A 21,414-nucleotide genomic window follows, 5' to 3' on the forward strand; every position below is an offset into this window, starting at 1 on the left:
CCAAAATAAAACATTTTCTTCTTAGACATTAAATCGGAACAGCATAATATCGCCATCTTGTACAACATATTCTTTTCCCTCTAAACGTAATTTGCCCGCTTCTCGCGCAGCCACCATACTGCCAGCATTCACAAGATCTTCATAAGAAACAACTTCCGCTCGAATGAATCCTCGTTCAAAATCACTGTGAATAACACCTGCAGCTTGTGGCGCCTTCGTTCCTTGACGAATGGTCCAAGCCCGCACTTCTGGCTCCCCCGCTGTAAAGTAAGTAATGAGCCCCAAAAGATGGTAAGCTGCCCTGATCAGACGATCAAGTCCGGATTCTTCAACACCGAGATCGGCCAGAAAAGCTACTTTGTCCTCTGCATCTAACTCAGCTATCTCTGATTCCATTTGAGCAGAAACACGAATTACTTCAGCGCCTTCTTGATCTGCACGCTCTTTTACAGCATTAAAATATGGATTATGGGTTGATTCATCATGGATTTCTGATTCACCCACATTGGCCACATATAGAACAGGTTTCATTGTCAATAAATGCAAATCTTTTAATACGTCCTGCTCTTCTTCTGTTAAGTCCAAACTGCGAGCCGCTTGTCCTTCTTCTAAAACACCTTTTAACTTTTCTAGCGCTGCAACCTCTATTACGTAACGCTTGTCCCCAGATTTTAAATTTTTCTTTGCCTTATCCAATCGACGTTCTACGGTTTCCAAATCGGCTAAAGCAAGTTCTAATTCAATGGTTTCAATATCCCGAATAGGATCGACAGAACCTGCCACATGTGTTACATCATCATTTTGAAAACACCGGACGACATGTACAATAGCATCCACTTCCCGGATATGTCCTAAAAACTTGTTGCCCAGTCCCTCTCCACGACTGGCCCCCGCAACTAACCCGGCAATATCCACAAATTCAAAAGTTGTTGGAACAATTTTTTTAGGATGGACCATCTCCGCCAAACGCTGTAACCGTAAATCCGGAACTTCTACAACACCGACATTAGGGTCAATTGTACAAAAGGGATAGTTTGCGGCTTCTGCTCCAGCCTTGGTTATGGCATTAAACAATGTAGATTTCCCTACATTCGGCAAACCTACAATTCCTGCTTGTAATGGCATACATGCACCTCATCTCCAGCAACAAACACTGCTAGTATAAAAATCATCTGTGTCTCGCACAATAAATAACAATACAAAAATTCTTCTTATTGTACAAAACTACGAGCATATTTTCAGAAACTTTTGTATATGCCTGTTAAGAAGCCAAAACCGGGCTGTATACAGCTAGAATCTTGACAAAAATTATGGCAGACTATTGACAGGGAGGTGATTGATGTGCTGAAGCGACTTATGCGCAAGCTAAGGGTACCTAAACTGTCGCCCAAAGCATTGGCAGTAAAAACGCTCGACAGCCAACACTCCGTCAACAAACGCCATTATTGTAAATTAGCTTCCTAACCTACATTTTTGACGAGCCCTTATGGGCTCATTTCATTTGTCTTCATTCCCTTCTTGTTGAATAGGTGAAATTGTACAAAGGCATTCGTATTGTGCTGTTTGATCCCCCATATCAGCCATTTCATTGCCAGTTAAATGATTGATGGTATGCTCTCCATTCCACCAACCTTCCTCGAGCAAAACAGCTTTTGGATAACCTGTTTGCAGCAATCTGACTTCAGCTAATAATACTCCGTTTTGGGTGGAGATTTGAACGATGTCCCCAGCTACAATACCCATTTTTTCTGCCTCTCGAAAATGAATCTGGACAATAGGCATGGAAGGCAGTTTAGGGAACTCTGCATGTTGTGAGTTTTCACTTTTTCTAGGATGAGCCGTAATAAGATGATATTGACCTTCATCTAAAGGAGTAAGCGCCTTCCATCCATCAACGGCAGTTCTAGGCAAACCATCTTTTTCGGCTTTATCTGAGGCAAATTCAAAACGTCCACTCGATGTTAGAAATTTTTTGTCTTCAAAAGCAATATCAGATAATGGAACTTTGATAAATCCGCGTTGTTTGGCCTCATCTAAAGATACACCGGTTTGAATTAGAGGACGTAAGGCTTTAGCTATCCATTCTTTGGGCGATCCGTCATACAACTCATGCAAACCCAGCGCATTCGCTAATTCTTTAAATATTTCCCAGTCCGCCTTTGCTTCTCCCTGTGCTGATACGACAGGCTGAATGAAATTGCCATATGCATGCCACATCGTTGTATATGTGAAGTCTTCCTCTTCAAAAACTGTGGTACAAGGTAAAATATAATCAGCCATCTCTGCTGTGCGAGTCATAAATGTATCTATCACTACTTTGCACGGAACTTTTTTCAAGACACTTTCTAGTTTTTTTGTATTTGGGATTTGCGTTAATGGATTGGTCCGTGTAACCACCATAACCTGAATTGGTGGTTCAGCCGTCTCCATACATTCTGCTATTTTGCCTCTCGAAAATGTTCTGATATTCTCTGGTACATCACCTGTAAGTACTTTAGTATCAAAATACTGACCCATATCTCGACTGGCATATTGTACGCCACCGCCTGGTACACCAATATGTCCAGTGGCTGCTACTAACGCATCAATAGCCCGTATATTTTGCCCACCATTTTGATAACGTTGCAAACCTATTCCCAGTAAAGTAGCTACAGGCTGTTTTGTGCCATATAACTCTGCCAATTGATGAATATCTTCAGCAGATACGCCTGTTTGACGCACTAAATCTTCATAGTCAAAAGCAGAAAGCTGTGACTCAAACTCTTCCCAACCTATGCTGTATTGGTTTATAAATTCCCAGTCCAAATACCCAAACTGTATACATCTTTTTAATACAGCCAGCGCTAAAACTCCGTCCGTTCCTGGTCTTAACGATATTACCTTATCTGCCCTGGCGTCTAAATCTGTTGGAAGCGGATTAATAATCCATAATTTCGCACCCAATGACTGCGCTTCCCGTAAAAAGGGGAGAATATGCATATTCGTAACTGCAGCGTTTCTACCCCAGACCACGATAGCCGAACTATTTAGTAAATCATCTGGTGCGTGACTTCTTGCTTCACCCATGTCATACTGTTGCGCTTGCAACCCAGCATTCCAACAAAGACTTCCTACAGTTTCTGTACATCCACCAAGCGCATAAAAAAATCTTTGATTCAAACTTTTTAATAACGCACCAGAACCCCAGTCATAACAATGAAAGATAGACTGATGTCCATATAAATCCATTGCTTGCCGAATATTTCTAGAAATTTCAGAAATAGCCTGTTCCCAAGATAAACGAACCCATTTATCTTGAACTCTTTTTAATGGATGTAGAATGCGATATGAAGCATACGTACGCTCTTTTAATCTTCTGCCTCGACCACAAATAACACCTTTGGTAATTGGATGATCTTTATTCCCCTCCAATTGTTTTATCTGACCATTTTCCTCAGTGACTGAAAAACTACAGGCATCATAACAATCGAGAGGACACGCTGTGATAATAGTGCGTTCAGTCATGACGTTTCACCTTCATGATCTGCCTCGACTTTTCTTAATAATCTTTCAAAACGAGATCTCGGTATAAGCACACTGTGACCACAATGCAAACATTTCATGCGTATATCCATCCCTAACCTGATGATCTGCCAACGGTTTGTACCACAAGCGTGAGGTTTTTTCATAACAACAATACTATTGAGCGAATAGGAAAGCATTATTGTTCATCACCAATCTGTCATGAACTTTATTGAATAAGTCTTACTGCCAATTGATTATATGGAATATCAATATTGGCGTCAGTCAAGGCTTCTTTGATTCTTTGTTGTGCCAACCTTTGAATAGCATATTGTTGTGTTGGTTTACACTCCACCGTGACTCGCAAATTCACGCTAGATGCTCCAAGCGATTGAACACCTAACATTTTGACAGGGCCAACTACAATCTCTTGATTTTCCTCACAAATTTTATTCATTTCCTCTAAAATGATTTTTTTCGCCTCTTCTATATCCGCTTCATAAGCAATACCAACATCCACCACAGCAATGGAATTAGTGCGTGAATAATTTGTTACTGTCGTAATTTGTCCATTAGGAATTATCTCCACTTCACCAGTCCAAGCACGCACACGAGTCAATCTTAATCCTATGGATACGACAGTCCCTGTAAATTGGTTAATTTGTACCGTATCTCCCACACCATATTGATCTTCAAATAATATAAAGAAGCCTGTGAGCACATCTTTAATCAAAGATTGCGCACCTAAGCCTATAGCTAGCCCAGCAATACCTGCTCCAGCCAGTAATGTTTCAATATGAAAACCAAAAGACTGCAATACCATTAAAAAATACAAGAAATATACTGTATAGTGAATCACATTATCGACCAAAGTCTGTAAAGTTGTTTTTCGGCGTTCATCCGAACGAACAGCTTTAGATTTAAAGAATCGATGACTAATATGTTCAAGTACAGCAATAGCAATTCGACTTAAAAAAAACAGAATGATGATTTTGATTAAAGCTATAGCAATCTTAGTTAAACTCGGTATATCCGATAAAGATTGTTGAATCAGTTGATGCCAAAAATTTTGCACAAGTCTATTCCTCCATTTTCAAATCTATTGCATTTTTTAATTTCCAATAATCATAGAATGAAATAAGAATTGCGTCAAAAATTTCTCCCCAAAAGATATTGACTACATTCATGTACAATGGCTCCAGCCGCTTTGACTATTTCTCCATCTGTGAAACTATTAAAATGTTGGGGTAAAAAACAAGTAACCATCGACAATATACTTGCTGCCAAAATAACTGAAGCAAGTGACGTAACCATAGCTAGTACTTGAGAGAAAATTTTAGCTACAGGACCTTCAGCCATTCTGTCTTCTTCATCCCAAATCGCCTGCTTTAACTTAGAAATTATCATAAAAGAAGTAAATGTAATCCATACAACACCCATCCATAAACTAAATCGAAAAATATATAGAGACCATAAATGAAAAGGTGTGATAGAAGACACTGCTATAGCGTTCCGAGGAAAAAATTGTGCCCACACACTGATAGCACCTTGGTTGTCTTCAATATGTTGACTAATCCAAACTAAAATACCTGGATCTCGAAGAGTGATGTATTGGCTTATGGGGTGGTAAAATGCATAGCCAACATAAAATGATGCCATCCATCCTGCCCAAAATTTGATGATCCTCTCTGGAGACCATCTTTTCATCATCAAATACACCCATAAGAAACACGCTGATAACCCAATATCCACAATATTGTCCCCCATAAAATTTCAACTTGTTACAGTGAAATTGTATGAGAGATAAGGTATAGAACATGTCCATTGTACGTATACTGTGAATACTTCATGAGCAAAAGGACTGGGCTCAAAGGGGCTGGATGATGTCGTGGGTTTTATAGAAACAAGTAAGCCAAGCTGGCGTATTCCTTATGATGATGAACAGGCAGTAGGTCTGTTAGAACAAGCATTGGATAAAGTATTTTCAGCACCAAACATTCAAAACATACTCATTATATGCGTTGGAACAGACCGATCAACAGGTGACGCTTTTGGACCAATAGTTGGTACACAACTAACACAAGGTGCTCCCATGCCTTATGTACAAGTCAAAGGCACACTCGAAAATCCCGTTCATGCTGTAAATTTATCCTCTACTCTTGAAGAAGTAAGAAATTCATATTCACATACACCATTTATATTGGCTATCGATGCTTGTTTAGGACGTTTTGACCATGTTGGACACATCACTTTGGAGCCTGGTCCTTTGCGGCCCGGTGCAGGCGTTAAGAAAAATTTGCCCGAATTCGGAGATATGACTCTAACCGGTGTTGTTAATGTCAGTGGATTTATGGAGTATTTTGTTCTTCAAAATACAAGATTAGGCATCGTTATGAAAATGTCCGAAATCGTTGTGCAATCCCTAAAAAATAGTCTATGGAAATTTCAAATCCGAAAAAACATGAGTAGCTCCCTACATACTTCCTAATAGTCAAATGAAATAATAATATATTTTAAATACTGAAACCGTCTCTCTCATCTTGAGACGGTTTCAGGTTTTCTCAAATCACTCGATAATTCTGCTGCTACTTGCTGAATGACCATTTTTTCTTCTTGCGTCAAAGTATATTGAGATTCTCCCTCTTGAATAGGTTTTCCATACGTATGAGATTCTTCTCGACCATAAATAGAAGATATCACGACACCGTTTTGCTCATCATCTAAAAATGCAACTGAGTAGCTTAAATCATTGCCGAGATCGCCAAACGCATTATAACGCACCATTCTTGGCGTAGAGATTTTTTTATGGAGCCCTTCTTCAATAAATTCCATTTGTTTTTGTAATTTTTTCATTTCTTCTTCTGTTTTATGAACAGCTAAAATAGTTTGTTCATAAACTGCCTCTAAATCTGCTGATGAATGAATCGATTTCCATCTACGATTTTGCTTGCGAATTTTGGATAACGAACTTATTGATACCAAAGCCAGAATAATACTCAATATGGAGAGTACTAAGCTGACTCCTACAGCAATCCAAAGATATTGACTTACAATTTCTTTTAACAATGATTTTTCCTCCTAAAAAGTACTCCAACATTATTTTTCATTGTTCCCATCCATCTGATACAATGAAAATTTTTCTGCCATGTAGCAAACTAAATGATGAGTTATAAAACACTCTAAATCCAATGATGATGTAAAACATGTATAATAGACGGATAATAAATTTTCAATAAAACAGCTATAAAAATTGCGGGCAGCAGATTACCCACGGCAATTTTCTTTAATCCATACAAATTGATAGCTATCGCAATAAGTAACAATCCACCAGTAGCTGTCATACAACTTATTGCCGCAGGATTATCCATTCCTTTACCTACCCAATGTGCTAACAAGGCAATGCTACCTTCGTACAAAAATACCGAAACAGCAGCAAATGCAACGCCAAATCCTAATGTTGAAGCAAATATAACTGATGTGATTCCATCTATAATCGATTTTGCAAATAAAGTTTGAGGATCTCCACTTATACCATTTTGTATAGCTCCGACTATTGCCATGGAACCTATACAAAATAACAAAGTTGATGCGACAAATGCTTCGGAAACCGGACCCTGATTTAGACGATGCATTTTATGTTCTATCCAGTTACCGAATCGCAAAAGACGGTTCTCAATATCGATCCATTCTCCAATAATCGCCCCTATAACAATCGATATAATCAAGTAAAGAATATCTTTTTGATCAGATAGAGCCATGCCAAGCCCTATTAAAGCTACACATAAAGCAAGTCCCTGCATAATGGTTGTCTTCATGCTTTCAGGGACTCGTGGTAACAGTACACCTAGCACTGAGCCTAAAATAATCGCAATTGAATTTACCAAGGTTCCAATTAAAAACAAGATTAAACACCATCCGCATCAGTAACCATTAATAACTGTAGAATTCGTTCTAAATCCTCTTCTGAAAAATACTCTATTTCAATTTTACCTTTGTTTTTACCCGATTGTATTCTAACTGATGTACCAAGATATTGTCGTACTTGTTCTTCATAATGTTTGAATCGTTCATGAATTTTTGTTTCACGTGAAACATTTTTAGTTTTTTTAGGCTCATAAATCATCGCCTCTAATTTTCTAACACTCCACTCTTGTTTAACAGCCAAGTCTGCTATTTGTTCTTGCTCTTCTTTATTCTGAATAGCTAAAAGAGCACGAGCATGTCCCATACTTAATGTTCCACGTGAAACATACTCACGTACCAAAGGAGATAATTGAAGTAATCTCATCATATTCGCAATATGACTTCGACTTTGTCCAATCCTTTTTGCTAACTGCTCTTGAGTATATCCACAACGTTCAATTAACTGTACATAAGCCTCAGCTGTTTCCAGAGGATTTAAGTCAGCACGTTGAAGATTTTCAATAATGGCTATCTCCATCAACTGTATATCCGTTAAATCCCTTACAATAGCAGGTACTACATGTAAACCAACTAATTTTGCAGCACGAAATCTTCTTTCACCAGCTACAATATCAAAACCTTGAATAGCACTTTTACGTACTACAATCGGTTGAAGAATACCATGTTCTCGAATAGAATTAGCCAATTCCTGCAATTTGTCATCATCAAATACTCTTCTAGGTTGATAAGGGTTAGGACGTAAATCACGAATATCAATGGATGAAATAGAATCAGCTGATGTTTCATGTAAAGGTATAAGTGAGTCCAAACCTCGACCGAGTGCTCGTTTACTCAATACCAATCACTTCCTTCGCTAAATCCATATAGCTTTCAGCACCTCTAGATTTCGGATCATAATGAATAATAGGACGTCCGTGACTGGGCGCTTCAGATAAGCGAACATTTCTAGGAATGACAGTATGGTAAACCTTATCCCGAAAAAATTTTTTTACGTCTTCAATGACCTGCAATCCTAAATTCGTACGAGCATCCAACATGGTTAAAACCACACCTTCGACTTCAAGAGAAGTATTCAGATGTTTTTGGACCAAACGGATTGTATTTAACAACTGACTCAAACCTTCAAGTGCATAATACTCACATTGAATAGGGATTAAAACAGAATCAGCAGCCGTAAGTGCATTTACAGTCAAAAGTCCCAGAGAAGGTGGGCAGTCAATAATCATATAGTCAAATTTTGACCTGAGTGTATTCATAGCTCGACGCAATCGAACTTCCCGTGAAATCGTTGGCACTAATTCGATTTCAGCACCCGCTAGTTGAATGGTAGCTGGTAGAATAGAGAGATTTTCCAATCCAGACGGTAAAATCGCTTCTTCCATAGTTACATCATTAATAATGACATCATATACACAATAACGTACATCGGCTTTATTAATGCCTATACCTGACGTCGTATTTCCTTGGGGATCAATATCGACCAGTAGCACTTTCCTGCCTAGATTAGCCAGACAAGCTCCCAAATTCACCGCTGTGGTAGTTTTACCTACACCACCTTTTTGGTTTGCAACAGCTATGATACGACCACCGGACACAAAGAAGCCCCCTAACCTCTCAACCCAATTCAGTACCATACATTGTACTGCATCTATGAGCTAAAAGGGAGGAGCCGATATATAAAACTTTGTATGAATATAGATTAGATGACGATAAAAACAGGAAAATTTAGAGTTCAACATCATATCAAGAGGATACATGAGACTTGGGAACTCTTATCACAAATTGATAATAGGAATCTTCATCCTGTTCTTCAACATTAACAGATAGTCCATTTTTTTCAATCAATTGCAAAGATTGACGAATCGTGTTGACTGCTAGGCGCACATCTCTGGACAAACCCTTTTTTCGGGCTTTACGCTGGGGTTCTTTTTCTAATTTGTTTAATAATCGTTTCACTTGCTCTTCCATTTGCTTGACATTCCAGTTTCGCTCAATACAGTCCATAAGTAATTTTAATTGTAACTCTTCAGAAGGTAGAGCCAACAAAGCACGAGCATGTCTCTCAGTAATCTGTCTAGATAACAAAGCCTGTTGAACATCGGACGGCAAATGAAGAAGACGAAGCTTATTGGCAATCGTTGATTGGCCTTTCCCTAATCTTTGGGCTAGGCTTTCCTGTGTCAACCCATGTAATTCTAACAATTGTTGATAAGCGACAGCTTCTTCAATCGGAGTAAGGCCTTCGCGCTGCAAATTCTCTATTAATGCAGCAGACGCCGTCTGAGCATCGTTCATATCTCTTACAATTGCCGGAATTGTGGTCCAACCCAGAAGTTTAACAGCCCGCCATCTGCGTTCTCCAGCGATCAATTCATATCCACCGGACTTTTTCCGAACTACAATAGGTTGAATAATGCCATGCGTATGAATAGTCCGAGCTAATTCTTCAATAGCACGTTCATCAAAAACGGTGCGTGGTTGATATGGATTAGAGACTATACTATGAACATCAATATCCATAACGTTTTGAGCGGGAGGCGATGTATCCCGACTCATGAATTTTCCCCAAGCTTCCTTCATCATAAATCACGAGCCCCCAATGGATAAGCAGAATCCTCGTCTCGACATGACTAGGTTTCCACACTTCGATCTGCATTTCCTTCCAGGCGACAAAGGTTCTCAGGAAACGACAAAACATCTCTTTCTACGACATGCAAAAGACCAGCAAAAAACATCATAATAACGGTTGCTTCGACGGAATTCCCGCTTTACGCGGATACTTGCGAGACAAACTGCTTATTTTTTGAAACCACAACAAATGCCTTGTACCTGCTTCATCAGGCAACCTAAAATCTTCTTGATGTTGCAGATGTACCGCTAACTTGCTTTGGGCTACTTTGGAGAATTGTAATTCATCATCAACTTGCGGTCCTTTGTACATACAAATCCAACCATGTTTTTCTACAAAAGGTGATAGATATTCTAATAAAACATTCACTTTAGCAACAGCCCTGGAAACTGCGCCAGAAAATTGTTCACGATAATCTGGAGATCTACCTAAATCCTCTGCTCGTGCATGAATAATTTCCACATTTTCAATTCCTAATTCTGAAATCACAGTTTGTAAAAATTGAACTCTTTTTTGCAATGAATCTACTAAAGTAAAAGAAACCTCAGGATATACAATTGCCAATGGAATCCCAGGAAAACCTGCTCCTGTACCTACATCAATCACTCTACGGCCCGGTTCCATTAAGAAACTACGGTAATTAGACACATGAATAAGCAAACTATCAATAAAATGTTTGATACGTACATCAGGCCAATCAATAATTGCGGTTAAATTTATTTTCTCATTCCATTCAACTAACAATTGAAAAAAAGTCTCAAATGCAGACTTTTGATGATCAGACAGCCTGTCCCAAACCATCGATAATTGATTATCCATGGGCATGTCTTCCCCAATGCGATTCCACTGCAATCAACAAAATAGAAATATCGGCGGGTGTTACTCCAGGAATGCGGGATGCCTGACCAATAGTTTGAGGCCTTATTTTGCTTAATTTTTCTCTCGCTTCCATAGCCAGTCCACGAATTTGATCATATTCTATTTGAAGAGGAATTTTCTTTTCCTCCAATCTCTTTTGACGTTTTATTTCATTTTGCTGTTTATCAATATACCCAGCGTATTTCGACTGAATTTCCACTTGTTCTAGCATTTCACTTAGCAATACTTGATCTGTAGAAATCTCATTGAAAAGCGAAGAAACATCCTGATGATCATCAACGAGGAACGGCAACAAATCGTTTACGCCTACTTCTGGTCTTCTTAACAGTTGTGATAAACTCACAGCTTCATCAATAGTTTGCGAAGATAGGCTCTCTAAAACTTGATTGATTTCTGCTGGTTTTACTTTCGTTCTCTTCAATCGTTCTAATGTTGTAACTACGCCATCACGTTTTCTTGCCATTCTTGAATATTTTTCCTCAGAAAGCAATCCAATATCTCTTCCAATTTCCATCAATCTCAAATCAGCATTATCGTGACGCAACAACAAACGATACTCCGCCCGAGAAGTTAACAGTCTATAAGGTTCTAATGTCCCTTTAGTAACCAAATCATCAATCATTACCGCAATATAGGCGGCCGATCTCGGTAAAATCACAGGTTCTTTCCCTTGAACTTTACGCGCCGCATTAATTCCGGCCATGATACCTTGGCCTGCCGCCTCTTCATATCCGGATGTACCGTTAATTTGTCCAGCTGTAAATAATCCTTCCACTCGCTTAGACTCTAAAGATGGCCAGAGCTGAGTAGGAACAATGGCATCATACTCAATTGCATACCCGGGACGCAGCATTTCTACCTGTTCGAGCCCAGGAATGGTTCGCAACATCTTTAGTTGAACATCTTGTGGAAGACTAGTCGACAAACCTTGAACATACCATTCAGCAGTATGAGGACCTTCAGGTTCTAGAAAGACTTGGTGATTCGGTCGATCTTTAAACCGAACAATCTTATCTTCTATACTTGGACAATATCTAGGCCCTGTACCTTGAATATCTCCAGAAAACATAGGTGCACGATGTAAATTTTCTTGTATAATTTCGTGCGTATTTTCATTCGTATAGGTCAGCCAACAATCCAATTGTTGACGTGTGGGTATATGACTATTAAATGAAAAATGCTCGGGGTGTTCATCACCAGGTTGCGCTACCAATGCGTCAAATCGTACTGTATTTCGATTGATTCGCGGTGGCGTACCCGTCTTAAAACGAACCAATTGGAAACCTAATTCAAGTAAACTATCGGTTAATCGTATAGCGGGCATTTGCCCATTTGGCCCGCTCTCATAATTCACTTCTCCAATAAAAATTCGTCCCCGTAAATAGGTCCCAGTTGTCAAAACCACGGCTTTTGAACGATAAATCATGCCACTTTTTGTAGCTACACCCACAACTTTCCCGTTTTCAACCAGAAGTTCTTCAACCATCCCCTGCAAAAGTTGAAGATTCGTTGTATTTTCTAAAGTCCATTTCATATTCTGTCCATAGAGTGGTTTGTCAGCTTGTGCTCTTAAAGCTTGTACAGCAGGTCCCTTACCAGTATTCAACATACGCATTTGAATATAAGATTTATCAATATTCTCTGCCATTTCTCCACCGAGTGCATCGATCTCTCTAACGACAATACCTTTAGCTGGACCACCAATAGACGGATTACATGGCATATAGGCAATTGTGTCTAGATTTATTGTGATCAATAAAGTTTTACAACCCATTCTTGCCGCAGCAAGCGCCGCTTCACAACCAGCATGACCTGCGCCAATAACAATAACCTCATACTGACCACCTTCAAATCTCATGATCGATTCACCTCCTATTTTCCTAAACAAAAATTAGAAAATATCTCATCAAGCAGATCTTCTCCCACTTGCTCTCCAATCACCCAGCCTAAATTTTTGTAACACTCTTGAAGTGACACAGCTATAACATCCAGTGTTACATTGAAAGAAGCCGCCTCTATAGCCTCTTGTAAAGATTCATCAGCTTTATTTAGCCAAGCTAATTGACGCGCGTTGGCCATTAAAGCGCCTTCCCAAAAATCCTGTTGTTGACTCCCTAAAGCACTACTCACAATTTCATGATTTAAATCATTTAAATTTTTTTCCGCTTTTATAGATATTTTTACAACCCTATCTTCTTTTTTAAGAAATGATGACCCAATCTCATCAATATCCCACTGCGATATTTCATCAATTTTATTGATCACGATAATCCTGCGTTTGGACTGAGTATAGGAGAAAAGTTGAAAATCTTCCTCCTCAAGAGGTCTACTAACATCCAAAAGCAACAAAATCAAATCTGCAGATTCCATCTCTTGATGTGATTTTTCTACACCAATTCGTTCTACTAAATCTTCAGTGATTCGAATACCTGCCGTATCGACAATTTTTATAGGAACGCCATTCAGAGAAATATATTCTTCAATAACATCTCTTGTCGTTCCTGGAATATCTGTCACTATGGCACGATCTCTACCTAAAAATAAATTCATAAGAGAAGATTTACCTACGTTCGGTTTACCGACAATAGCAACTTTAATGCCTTCACGCAATATTCTTCCCTTGACAGCAGCTTCTCTTAACCAATGAATCCTGTTATGAATTTGCTCTCCTTCTTGAATAACTTGCACAAGAGCAATTTCTTCATCATCATGTTCAGGATAGTCGAGATGAACTTCTACATGAGCTTGCAATCTCAAGACCTGTTTACGCAATCGAATAATTTCATTGTGAAGTTTTCCCTGCAAACTGGAGAATGCTGCTTTATTGGCAGCTTCAGTTTTTGATTGAATTAAATCCATAACTGCTTCTGCTTGAGATAAATCAATTCTACCGTTTAAAAATGCGCGCTTTGTAAATTCACCTGGTTCCGCAATCCTTACACCGGAACGCATTAACGCGTTTAGTGTCAAATTTACAGACTGGAAACCTCCATGAACTTGAAATTCACAAGAATCTTCTGCAGTATAACTTTTAGTTCCTGGCATCCAAAGCAATATACATTCATCAATTTTTTCTTCAGTAACCGGATCGACAACAAAACCGTATCGAATCACTCTTTTTGTAGGCAAAACAGCCTTTTTCCCGGAAGGCGTTCTAAAAACAGAACGTATCAGATCTTTCACACCTTGCCCACTCGAGCGTACAACAGCGATACTTGACTCACCAGGAGCAGTAGCAACAGCAGCAATAGTATCGTTTACATTCATTCAGAAACACCTCCCTTGTCACAACAATGAAAACCCGTCCTATTTCATAAGAGAGACCCTTCTCCAAGAGAAGGGCTAAAATTTAATATCATAACGCTGCTATTCAAACTCAAATAAACTCAAGAAAAATTAATCATGATCGACTGGGATAATTTTAATTCTTCTATTGGGTTCCTTACCTTCACTTTCTGTTCGTATATCTGAGCGATTTTGAAAATGTTCATGAATTAATTTCCGATCGACAGCAACCATCGGTTCAAGAAAAATGACTTTTTTCAAATGAGTGGCTTTTTCAGCCGCAATATCAGCTAAATGAATAAGTTTTTGTTTTCTTTTTTCACGATAATTACCAATATCCATATTGATCTTAACTGTAGAAAAAGATGTATCGCGCATTTGTTTGTTGTATGCAAGCGTCAACCAATTTTGCAAAGCATCCAACGTATTTCCGTGATGACCAATAAGATAGGGTAAAACATCTTCTTCAGCTTCAACATTAATCATTAATTCATTTACATCAGACTCAGAATGATAAGAACAACGAACAACGGCTGTCATTGAAAGTCTATCAAACAAATTGCGCATTAGACGTAAAACGACTTCATCAGGTTTTTCTTCAATCGAAACCTCAACCTGTGCAGGGCGTCCGCCTATCCACCCCAGAATCCCTTTTACTGGTTCTGAAATAATGCGCACTTTTGCTTGAGAACGGGTCACACCCAGTTTTACTAAAGCGCTGGTCACAGCTTCTTCCACCGTTCGCCCAGTCGTGACGACAGATTTCACTGCTTGTTCCCCCATTTTTATAACGAAGAATTTAACGACCCTTTCCTTTTTGCGGAGCCGGAGCTTCAACTATATTTTTATCAGACTTTTTCGCAGCAGAATTTTTTTCAGGAATATATTTCATTAACCATGTTTGGATGGACGTAAAAATATTAGTATATATCCAATATAACGCAAGTCCTGAAGGCAACCTTAAGCCAATAAACAGAACCATGATGGGTGTTACAAACAACATCGCCTTTTGTTGAGTCGGTTGTCCACGCATAGTCAACCAAGTAGAAAGCAATTGAGTCAAAGCAGCTAAAATCGGAAAGATATAATTTGGGTCAGGTTGTCCTAAATGAACTCCCAAAAAAACGGCTTCATGAAGTTGTCGACTGCCGTATATCGCTCCATATAAAGCATAAATAATAGGCAGCTGCAAAAGTAAAGGGAAACATCCTCCAAGAGGATTCACGCCAGCTGTCTGATAAAGCTTCATGGTTTCTTCTTGAATTCTTTTATTGTCACCTTTAAATTGACTGCGAATTTTTTGCATTTGCGGTTGAAGCTCCTGCATCTTTCGCATACTGCGCAATTGATTAATCATCAAAGGAAATATAATCAAACGCACAATAAAAGTAACAATCAGCAAAGAGATTCCATATCCCCCTGCATGCTTTGCAAAGAAGTCAAGAACACTGGAAACAAATTTTAAAATATCGCCCCATGCATTATGAGGCCAATCACCAGGTTTTGCTGGATACAATCCACAGCCAGTTACAGACAACAATGCAACCGCCGAGAGAGCCCAGAGCCAACGTGACTTGCGTGGTTTTCTTTCAGCCACTATCCATATTCCTCCTAATGGACTTTGGTCGGAACGTGATCAACACCGCCCGGATGCCAAGGACCGCAACGTACAATCCGCTTTATGGAAAGCCAGCTGCCACGCAATGCCCCATGTGTCTGAATAGCTTCTAAAGCATATTGAGAACAGGTAGGATAAAAGCGGCAAGTTGGTCTCTTAAGCGGCGATATATAAAGTTGATAAAATCGAATAGCTAAAAGCAGGATAGATTTCATCATCGCTATTCACTCCCGCCACCATCATAGCATGATTTTCGCCTTATTGAGCATTTTCCGCAAATCTGACAATAAAACATCAAATTCCGCATCAACAGCAGGTTTTCGACAAATAATCACAAAATCCGCAGAAACAGACGACAAATCTTTTTCGAGTTGATAAAAACATGCACGCAAAACTCTTTTTAATCGATTGCGTACTACTGCATTGCCCATCTTCTTGCTCACAGAAAACCCAACACGATAGTGAGAGAGTCTATTAGGAAAACTATATAAAACAAGCCGAGAGGTTGCGAAAGACTGACCTCTTTGAAACACCCGACGAAAATCACGATTTTCGCGCAAACGGTGAATTCGAGATATCAATAAACCCAACCCCTCGCATGACTTTGCACATTTGCTGTTTAAGAATACTCGCTGTTTAAAAATACTCTTTGAATAGAAACATTGATAGAAAAAGGCCACCTCGAGTGGCCTTAAGCTGTCAATTCTTTTCTTCCCTTTTTACGCCGAGCCGCCAAGACTCTGCGTCCATTTTTGGTTGACATACGCTTGCGGAAGCCGTGTACCTTTTTCCGCTTACGAGTATTCGGTTGATAGGTAGGTTTCAACTCTTACACCCCCTTGACAATCAAGAAAACCGCTCAAAATGATACCATATTAATTTTCAAAACACAAGACAATTCATGTAAATGACACCTATACACAATCATCATTGAAAAGGAATATCAAAAAAATTAAAGCAAGACTACCATTCGGAATATTATACACACAGAATCGCAATTATTATCCACAAAAAATAATTTCTTAGAAAATCTACAGTTTATCAATCATAAAAACCCACAAATTTATACACAAATCCACAGATATTGCATTGCTCACTTTGCAAAATATGAACATTGTGGATAACTAATTTGTCCATTGCTCTTTACCTAGAAATTCTGATATGATTCTCTTCATCACCACATTTTAAACGCTGTGAATAAGTTCGACTTATCCACCATTTTATCCACAGGTTGTGGATAAAATAATTCACCTCTTGTTGAAAAGTGAATAACTGATCCTTTAATTTTGTCGATTCATCTCGAATCAACTCGAAAATCTATCAAAAGCGTATTCATAAGCATTCCAAATCAAACTTTGTGGACTTCTTATGAAAATTTTTCAATGCCCATTTTCTCTATTTACAGATGGTAAGGGGGATTTTTGTCACCCAATGAGCACAGTATTGAAAACCGATTATTTTGACGATTTATGGTCTCAAGTTTTAACTGTCATTCAGGAAAGAACAACGACTCCTACATTTGAAACTTGGTTTTCAGGCACCCGAATTGCAGCTTATCGGGAATCAGACAATACAATTGTTATTCAAGCTTCTACTTTATTTACTAGAAATTGGTTAGAAAAACACTTCTATACGGTAATTCAAAATACAATAACTGCGTTAACAGATAAAGAATTCAATTTACAATTTATTCACGATCCGCTAACTGATCCTCGTGATCGAGAGAAAGATACCTCAAATTTCGCTGACCATAAAGATAAAAGTCAGCCAGTTATTGAAATTCAAACGACAATTCAGAATGGCGAGAGTCAACAATCTGAAGAAGTCTTTGAAACTACAAACTTTAATCCTCGTTATACTTTCGAAAATTTTGTGATAGGTGCCAGTAATCGTTTTGCACATGCAGCAAGCTTAGCTGTAGCAGAAAAACCAGCCAAAAACTATAATCCTCTATTTATTTATGGAGGAGTTGGACTAGGAAAAACGCACTTGATGCATGCCATTGGGCAACTTTCCAAAAAGCTAAGGCCTTATTCTAAAGTTTTATATTTATCTTCTGAACGTTTTACAAATGAATTTATTACCGCAATTCGAGAGAATAGTACCGGTAATTTTCGAAATCGATATCGCTCTATTGACGTTTTGTTAATTGATGACATTCAATTTTTAGCTAAAAAAGAACAAACACAAGAAGAATTTTTCCATACATTTAATACTTTACATGAAGAAGCTAAGCAAATTGTAATTTCCAGCGATCGTCCACCCAGGGAGATACCTACATTAGAAGATAGATTGAGATCGCGCTTTGAATGGGGGCTGATTACAGATATTCAACCACCGGATTTAGAAACACGTATTGCTATCCTGCAGAGAAAAGCTAAATCAGAAGGAATCAGTATCCCTGAAGATGTTACATATTACATCGCCAATCAGGTAAATTCTAATATTCGAGAATTAGAAGGAGCACTCATTCGAATCGTTGCTTATTCTTCATTGGTGAATTCAGATATTTCTCTCGGCCTGGCAGAAGAAGCATTGCAAGAACTCATTCAAAGAGGAAACAAGCAAACCATTAATGTATCCCATATCCAAAAAGTTGTAGGTGATCACTTCAGCTTAAAGCTAGAAGACTTAAAGGCAAAAAAACGAACAAGAAATATAGCTTTTCCAAGACAGATAGCCATGTATTTAACCAGAGAATTAACCGACCTATCTTTACCAAGAATAGGAGAAGCATTTGGTGGGCGAGATCATACAACCGTTCTGCACGCTTGTGAAAGAGTCACAGAAGAAATGACAAAAAATGATGAGATACGAGCGATTGTTGAGAGACTATCTGAGGCAATTCGTACTTTGTGATGAATTGTGATGAAATGTGGACAACTTTTAGTTTTTCTCACAAGAAAAAATAAGTTATGCACATATTATCCACAAGGAAAAACGCTAGTGATTACAGCGAATCTTTAAGTTATCCACAAAAACACAGGCGTTATTACTATTACTTGTACTAGTAAAAAGATCTATATACTATCTATCTACTACTAGTTTGGTCATAGAAAATCAGATGTAAATTTTTGAAAGGAGTTTCATCTCCCATGCATTGTGTCGTAAATAAAAATGCTCTTCTCAATCTCATAAATAATGTTTCAAGAGCTGTAGCTACAAGAACGACCAAACAAATTCTCTCAGGAATACTAATCAATCTTTCATCCAATACACTTATTGCAACAGCATATGATTTAGAACTCGGTATTCAAGATGAATTATCTGTTCAAACAGAAGATCCAACGTTTCTGCAAATATCAGAGCCTGGTAGTATAGTTTTACCAGCAAGATATTTTTTGGATGTCATTCGAAAATTACCAGATGAAAAGGTTCAAATACAGACCAATTCCAACTACATCACAAAAATTGTTTCAGGACACTCTGAGTTTCATCTACATGGTATTGATGCTTCAGAATTTCCTAAATTACCTTCTTTTTTATCCTCCAACGCATTTAAGGTATCATCCAAAAAATTACGTTCATTAATAGAATCAACAGTTTTTGCAACTTCCTCATCCGAAGTACGACCTATCTTAACTGGCCTGCATGTTGAATTAAATCGAGATTTTTTAAGTTTTACAGCGACAGATGGACTCCGATTAGCTACAAAAAAATATCCTTTCGAAGAAGTAAAGAATCATACAATTTCAGCAGTTCTTCCTGGAAAATCTTTAAATGAATTAGCCAAAATACTTCCTGATAGTGATGAAGAAGTTGTCTTGCAATTATCGGAGGGTCACTCTCTATTCATATTCGGTTCTATGCACGTTTATACCCGCTTATTGAGCGGAGCCTATCCAGACACAAGCAGATTGATTCCAAGTCAGTGGAAAACAGAATTGCTGATTAACAGATCTGAACTTTTATCTGCAGTTGATCGAGCAGTTCTTATCTTAAGAGACAAAGAAAATAACAAAGTAAAAATGGAAATTCAAAACAATGAAATGTCAATGTCTTCTAATTCACCTGAGATTGGAAATGTTCAAGAACAACTGTGGATTAATGAAAAATCAGGTGAAGATGTACAAATAACTTTTAATGGACGTTACGTTTTGGACGCTTTAAGAAATTTAGAATCTGAAACAGTAACCATTCGCTTAAATGGATCTAATCAACCGTTTGTGATATTGGAAAATCAGGAGAATGGGTCATTACAATTAATTTCTCCTGTTTTAACGAGGTAATTATACATATGGAAAAAATTATATTTTATAATGAATATATAACTTTGGGTCAATTACTAAAGAAATTAAATTATGTTTCTTCTGGAGGAGATGTAAAAATCTTTTTAGAAGAAAACCGAGTTCTTGTAAACGGAATGATAGAAACCAGAAGAGGTAAAAAATTAGTTTCTAATGATGTCTTAACGATTCAAAATAAGTCGTATTTACTTAAGGCTGATAAAGAATGATTGTTAAATGGGTTGAATCTCGAAAATTATCGCAATTATAGACATGTATTCTTTGAATTATCTCCTACACTCAATGTTTTCGTTGGAGAAAATGGACAAGGAAAAACTAACGCGTTAGAAAGCATTTTTTATTTAGGTATTGGTAAATCTCATAGAACTGTGAGAGATTATGAACTTATCCAATTTGGAGAAACGAGATCGACACTTAAAACATTAGTTGAACATGAAATCAGGAATTATCAATTAGAAATTCAAATTGAAGAGAATGTAGGGAAAAAAGCTTGGATTAATCATGCTCCATATAAAAAAATGTCCGATTATATCGGACATTTGCAAGTTGTCTTATTTTCTCCTGAAGATTTACAACTTCTTAAAGGCAGTCCTGCCTTAAGAAGGAGATTTTTAGATATAGAGATAGGACAAAGCCAGCCTACCTATCTCTATCATTTAGCACTGTATAATAAAACTTTGCAGCAACGAAATCGATTTTTAAAATCTCACAACATTGATGAATCATTGTTAGATGTTCTTGATGAACAATTATCTATACATGGATCTTATATTTTATTAAAGAGAATCGATTTTTTTAAAGATTTGAACCATATTGCTTCATCCTTATATGAAAAAATAGCTTATCAAAAAGAAAAACTTAATATAAAATATGATTCTTCGCTACGTATAGATGATGCTTATTTATACTCCTTCACCATTCATGAATTTCAAGAAGCTCTATATACAGGTTTACAAAAACAAAGAAAACAAGATATCCATCAGTGCATAACCACTATAGGACCACATAGAGATGACTTGTTATTTTATTTAAATGAGAAAGATGCTAAAAAATATGGCAGTCAAGGACAGCAAAGAACGATAGCTCTTTCTCTCAGGCTTGCCGAAATTGAGTTATTGTATAAATTATCTAGGGAATATCCTGTTCTTTTACTGGACGATGTGCTATCAGAGTTAGATGATGATCGACAAAAAAATCTGCTTCTTTCGATGACAGAAAAAGTTCAAACTATCCTTACGACAACAAGTTGGTCATCTTTAGCTGACTATTTTCGCATGGCGCCAAAACTCTACAAAGTTGATTCTGGTATACTTACTTCGGAAGGATAGTGA

At 37.9% G+C, this 21,414-nt stretch carries 24 protein-coding genes; 6 read left to right on the forward strand and 18 right to left on the reverse strand.

Features of this window, described 5'->3' with window-relative positions; genetic code table 11:
* Window positions 1-21: 21 nt before the first annotated feature.
* Window positions 22-1,125 carry a redox-regulated ATPase YchF gene (gene ychF, locus ACOJUR_RS01065; protein ID WP_072874388.1) on the reverse strand — a complete coding sequence of 368 codons (1,104 nt, stop codon included), beginning with the start codon at window positions 1,123-1,125 and terminating at the stop codon, window positions 22-24.
* A 216-nt stretch (window positions 1,126-1,341) separates the two neighbouring features.
* On the opposite strand from ychF, the gene ACOJUR_RS01070 reads away from it, so the two are divergent.
* Window positions 1,342-1,464, forward strand: a complete 123-nt coding sequence (locus ACOJUR_RS01070; RefSeq protein WP_255567376.1) for a hypothetical protein — start codon at window positions 1,342-1,344, stop codon at window positions 1,462-1,464.
* Window positions 1,465-1,497: 33 nt separating this feature from the next.
* On the opposite strand, the gene ACOJUR_RS01075 is transcribed toward ACOJUR_RS01070, so the two are convergent.
* From ACOJUR_RS01075 to ACOJUR_RS01090, 4 genes are all read right to left on the reverse strand, one after another.
* Entirely contained in the window at window positions 1,498-3,504 is a 2,007-nt protein-coding gene (locus ACOJUR_RS01075; RefSeq protein ID WP_420949036.1) for a molybdopterin-dependent oxidoreductase, read from the reverse strand.
* Entirely contained in the window at window positions 3,501-3,701 is a 201-nt protein-coding gene (locus tag ACOJUR_RS01080; RefSeq protein ID WP_306953460.1) for a DUF951 domain-containing protein, read from the reverse strand. The genes ACOJUR_RS01075 and ACOJUR_RS01080 overlap by 4 nt, the downstream gene beginning before the upstream one ends.
* Before the next feature lie 29 nt (window positions 3,702-3,730).
* Window positions 3,731-4,576 carry a mechanosensitive ion channel family protein gene (locus ACOJUR_RS01085; RefSeq protein WP_420949037.1) on the reverse strand — a complete coding sequence of 282 codons (846 nt, stop codon included), beginning with the start codon at window positions 4,574-4,576 and terminating at the stop codon, window positions 3,731-3,733.
* Window positions 4,577-4,650: 74 nt separating this feature from the next.
* Entirely contained in the window at window positions 4,651-5,253 is a 603-nt protein-coding gene (locus tag ACOJUR_RS01090; protein ID WP_306953464.1) for a hypothetical protein, read from the reverse strand.
* A gap of 136 nt (window positions 5,254-5,389) precedes the next feature.
* Between ACOJUR_RS01090 and yyaC the strand changes: the two genes are divergently transcribed.
* Window positions 5,390-5,989, forward strand: coding sequence for a spore protease YyaC (yyaC, locus tag ACOJUR_RS01095; protein WP_129583592.1), 600 nt, complete (start codon window positions 5,390-5,392; stop codon window positions 5,987-5,989).
* Window positions 5,990-6,036: 47 nt separating this feature from the next.
* On the opposite strand, the gene ACOJUR_RS01100 is transcribed toward yyaC, so the two are convergent.
* The 13 genes from ACOJUR_RS01100 to rpmH form a co-directional block, all read right to left on the reverse strand.
* Window positions 6,037-6,567 carry a DUF4446 family protein gene (locus ACOJUR_RS01100; RefSeq protein WP_420949038.1) on the reverse strand — a complete coding sequence of 177 codons (531 nt, stop codon included), beginning with the start codon at window positions 6,565-6,567 and terminating at the stop codon, window positions 6,037-6,039.
* A gap of 113 nt (window positions 6,568-6,680) precedes the next feature.
* Window positions 6,681-7,403, reverse strand: coding sequence for a DUF554 domain-containing protein (locus ACOJUR_RS01105; protein WP_072874395.1), 723 nt, complete (start codon window positions 7,401-7,403; stop codon window positions 6,681-6,683).
* A 2-nt stretch (window positions 7,404-7,405) separates the two neighbouring features.
* On the reverse strand, window positions 7,406-8,260 hold the full coding sequence (locus ACOJUR_RS01110) for a ParB/RepB/Spo0J family partition protein (RefSeq protein WP_072874396.1): 855 nt from the start codon (window positions 8,258-8,260) through the stop codon (window positions 7,406-7,408).
* A complete protein-coding gene (locus tag ACOJUR_RS01115; RefSeq protein WP_072874397.1) occupies window positions 8,253-9,059 on the reverse strand; it encodes a ParA family protein in 807 nt (268 codons plus the stop codon). The genes ACOJUR_RS01110 and ACOJUR_RS01115 overlap by 8 nt, the downstream gene beginning before the upstream one ends.
* Before the next feature lie 109 nt (window positions 9,060-9,168).
* Entirely contained in the window at window positions 9,169-10,005 is an 837-nt protein-coding gene (noc, locus tag ACOJUR_RS01120; protein WP_420950481.1) for a nucleoid occlusion protein, read from the reverse strand.
* 154 nt (window positions 10,006-10,159) lie between these two features.
* The gene (gene rsmG / locus ACOJUR_RS01125) at window positions 10,160-10,873 is read right to left on the reverse strand and encodes a 16S rRNA (guanine(527)-N(7))-methyltransferase RsmG (protein ID WP_306953468.1); all 714 of its coding nucleotides are present in this window, start codon (window positions 10,871-10,873) and stop codon (window positions 10,160-10,162) included.
* Window positions 10,866-12,791, reverse strand: a complete 1,926-nt coding sequence (gene mnmG / locus ACOJUR_RS01130) for a tRNA uridine-5-carboxymethylaminomethyl(34) synthesis enzyme MnmG (RefSeq protein WP_420949039.1) — start codon at window positions 12,789-12,791, stop codon at window positions 10,866-10,868. The genes rsmG and mnmG overlap by 8 nt, the downstream gene beginning before the upstream one ends.
* A 14-nt stretch (window positions 12,792-12,805) precedes the next feature.
* The gene (gene mnmE, locus ACOJUR_RS01135) at window positions 12,806-14,200 is read right to left on the reverse strand and encodes a tRNA uridine-5-carboxymethylaminomethyl(34) synthesis GTPase MnmE (protein ID WP_420949040.1); all 1,395 of its coding nucleotides are present in this window, start codon (window positions 14,198-14,200) and stop codon (window positions 12,806-12,808) included.
* A gap of 129 nt (window positions 14,201-14,329) precedes the next feature.
* Window positions 14,330-14,986, reverse strand: a complete 657-nt coding sequence (gene jag, locus ACOJUR_RS01140; RefSeq protein WP_203114887.1) for an RNA-binding cell elongation regulator Jag/EloR — start codon at window positions 14,984-14,986, stop codon at window positions 14,330-14,332.
* 31 nt (window positions 14,987-15,017) lie between these two features.
* Window positions 15,018-15,815: a YidC/Oxa1 family membrane protein insertase gene (locus ACOJUR_RS01145; protein ID WP_072874402.1), complete on the reverse strand. Its 798-nt coding sequence runs from the start codon at window positions 15,813-15,815 to the stop codon at window positions 15,018-15,020.
* A 14-nt stretch (window positions 15,816-15,829) separates the two neighbouring features.
* On the reverse strand, window positions 15,830-16,051 hold the full coding sequence (yidD, locus tag ACOJUR_RS01150; RefSeq protein ID WP_072874419.1) for a membrane protein insertion efficiency factor YidD: 222 nt from the start codon (window positions 16,049-16,051) through the stop codon (window positions 15,830-15,832).
* A 24-nt stretch (window positions 16,052-16,075) separates the two neighbouring features.
* Entirely contained in the window at window positions 16,076-16,426 is a 351-nt protein-coding gene (gene rnpA / locus ACOJUR_RS01155) for a ribonuclease P protein component (RefSeq protein ID WP_420949041.1), read from the reverse strand.
* A 101-nt stretch (window positions 16,427-16,527) separates the two neighbouring features.
* Window positions 16,528-16,662: a 50S ribosomal protein L34 gene (gene rpmH, locus ACOJUR_RS01160; RefSeq protein ID WP_072874403.1), complete on the reverse strand. Its 135-nt coding sequence runs from the start codon at window positions 16,660-16,662 to the stop codon at window positions 16,528-16,530.
* A gap of 605 nt (window positions 16,663-17,267) precedes the next feature.
* On the opposite strand from rpmH, the gene dnaA reads away from it, so the two are divergent.
* The 4 genes from dnaA (at window position 17,268) to recF (ending at window position 21,411) form a co-directional block, all read left to right on the forward strand.
* Window positions 17,268-18,695, forward strand: a complete 1,428-nt coding sequence (dnaA, locus tag ACOJUR_RS01165; protein WP_072874404.1) for a chromosomal replication initiator protein DnaA — start codon at window positions 17,268-17,270, stop codon at window positions 18,693-18,695.
* Between the two features lie 215 nt (window positions 18,696-18,910).
* The gene (gene dnaN, locus ACOJUR_RS01170; RefSeq protein WP_420949042.1) at window positions 18,911-20,065 is read left to right on the forward strand and encodes a DNA polymerase III subunit beta; all 1,155 of its coding nucleotides are present in this window, start codon (window positions 18,911-18,913) and stop codon (window positions 20,063-20,065) included.
* 8 nt (window positions 20,066-20,073) lie between these two features.
* Window positions 20,074-20,292 (forward strand): S4 domain-containing protein YaaA, encoded by a 219-nt coding sequence (yaaA, locus tag ACOJUR_RS01175; protein ID WP_072874406.1) that lies wholly within the window; start codon window positions 20,074-20,076, stop codon window positions 20,290-20,292.
* Window positions 20,293-21,411, forward strand: a complete 1,119-nt coding sequence (gene recF / locus ACOJUR_RS01180; protein WP_420949043.1) for a DNA replication/repair protein RecF — start codon at window positions 20,293-20,295, stop codon at window positions 21,409-21,411. It begins immediately after the preceding gene.
* The last annotated feature ends 3 nt before the right edge of the window (window positions 21,412-21,414 follow it).

Origin of the sequence: Alicyclobacillus tolerans (genome assembly GCF_048984885.1) — a bacterium.
In the GTDB taxonomy this organism is placed as follows: Bacteria; Bacillota; Bacilli; order Alicyclobacillales; family Alicyclobacillaceae; genus Alicyclobacillus_I; species Alicyclobacillus_I tolerans.

Excerpts from the sequence above, each read along its gene's own strand:
- yaaA (WP_072874406.1), top strand. The coding sequence starts at position 20,074 with ATGGAAAAAATTATATTTTATAATGAATATATAACTTTGGGTCAATTA.
- rsmG (WP_306953468.1), bottom strand. The coding sequence starts at position 10,873 with ATGGATAATCAATTATCGATGGTTTGGGACAGGCTGTCTGATCATCAA.
- mnmE (WP_420949040.1), bottom strand. The coding sequence starts at position 14,200 with ATGAATGTAAACGATACTATTGCTGCTGTTGCTACTGCTCCTGGTGAG.
- ACOJUR_RS01075 (WP_420949036.1), bottom strand. The coding sequence starts at position 3,504 with ATGACTGAACGCACTATTATCACAGCGTGTCCTCTCGATTGTTATGAT.
- ychF (WP_072874388.1), bottom strand. The coding sequence starts at position 1,125 with ATGCCATTACAAGCAGGAATTGTAGGTTTGCCGAATGTAGGGAAATCT.
- noc (WP_420950481.1), bottom strand. The coding sequence starts at position 10,005 with ATGAAGGAAGCTTGGGGAAAATTCATGAGTCGGGATACATCGCCTCCC.
- ACOJUR_RS01080 (WP_306953460.1), bottom strand. The coding sequence starts at position 3,701 with ATGCTTTCCTATTCGCTCAATAGTATTGTTGTTATGAAAAAACCTCAC.
- mnmG (WP_420949039.1), bottom strand. The coding sequence starts at position 12,791 with ATGAGATTTGAAGGTGGTCAGTATGAGGTTATTGTTATTGGCGCAGGT.
- dnaA (WP_072874404.1), top strand. The coding sequence starts at position 17,268 with ATGAGCACAGTATTGAAAACCGATTATTTTGACGATTTATGGTCTCAA.
- yidD (WP_072874419.1), bottom strand. The coding sequence starts at position 16,051 with ATGAAATCTATCCTGCTTTTAGCTATTCGATTTTATCAACTTTATATA.
- ACOJUR_RS01115 (WP_072874397.1), bottom strand. The coding sequence starts at position 9,059 with ATGGTACTGAATTGGGTTGAGAGGTTAGGGGGCTTCTTTGTGTCCGGT.